We start from the raw sequence: 270 nt of genomic DNA, 5'->3' as shown, positions 1-270 counted from the left end.
GAACCCGGTCACCGGAAGCGGTTTTTCCACTCGCGCATCAATGTAAACGACGCCAGACGGTCAGGTACGTCGGCATGCAACTGCTCCCGCAAGGTCGCCTGAATGGCAGGGTTGTCGGCACGCAGGAAGGGATTCACGGCGCGCTCGTGGGCGATCGTGGTGGGCAGCGTGGGCACCTTGCGAGCCCGCAGATCGCTCGCCTTGTCGCGCCAGGCAAGCAGTTCGTCGTTGTCCGGATCGCAAGCGAGCGCGAAGCGGATGTTGGACAGC

Annotated in this window: 1 protein-coding gene; it reads right to left on the bottom strand. The window is 64.1% G+C overall.

The genetic code is table 11. The annotated features are described in order from the left end of the window. Positions 1-8: 8 nt before the first annotated feature. On the bottom strand, positions 9-270 hold a 262-nt coding region (locus SB771_RS34650; RefSeq protein ID WP_410721994.1), incomplete at its 5' end, for a hydroxyacylglutathione hydrolase C-terminal domain-containing protein.

It is taken from the genome of Burkholderia sp. SIMBA_051 (assembly GCF_046534915.1).
In the GTDB taxonomy this organism is placed as follows: domain Bacteria; phylum Pseudomonadota; class Gammaproteobacteria; order Burkholderiales; family Burkholderiaceae; genus Burkholderia; species Burkholderia ambifaria.
Note: the sequence above shows the minus strand (reverse complement) of the source record. Positions and strands in the feature narration are given on the sequence as shown.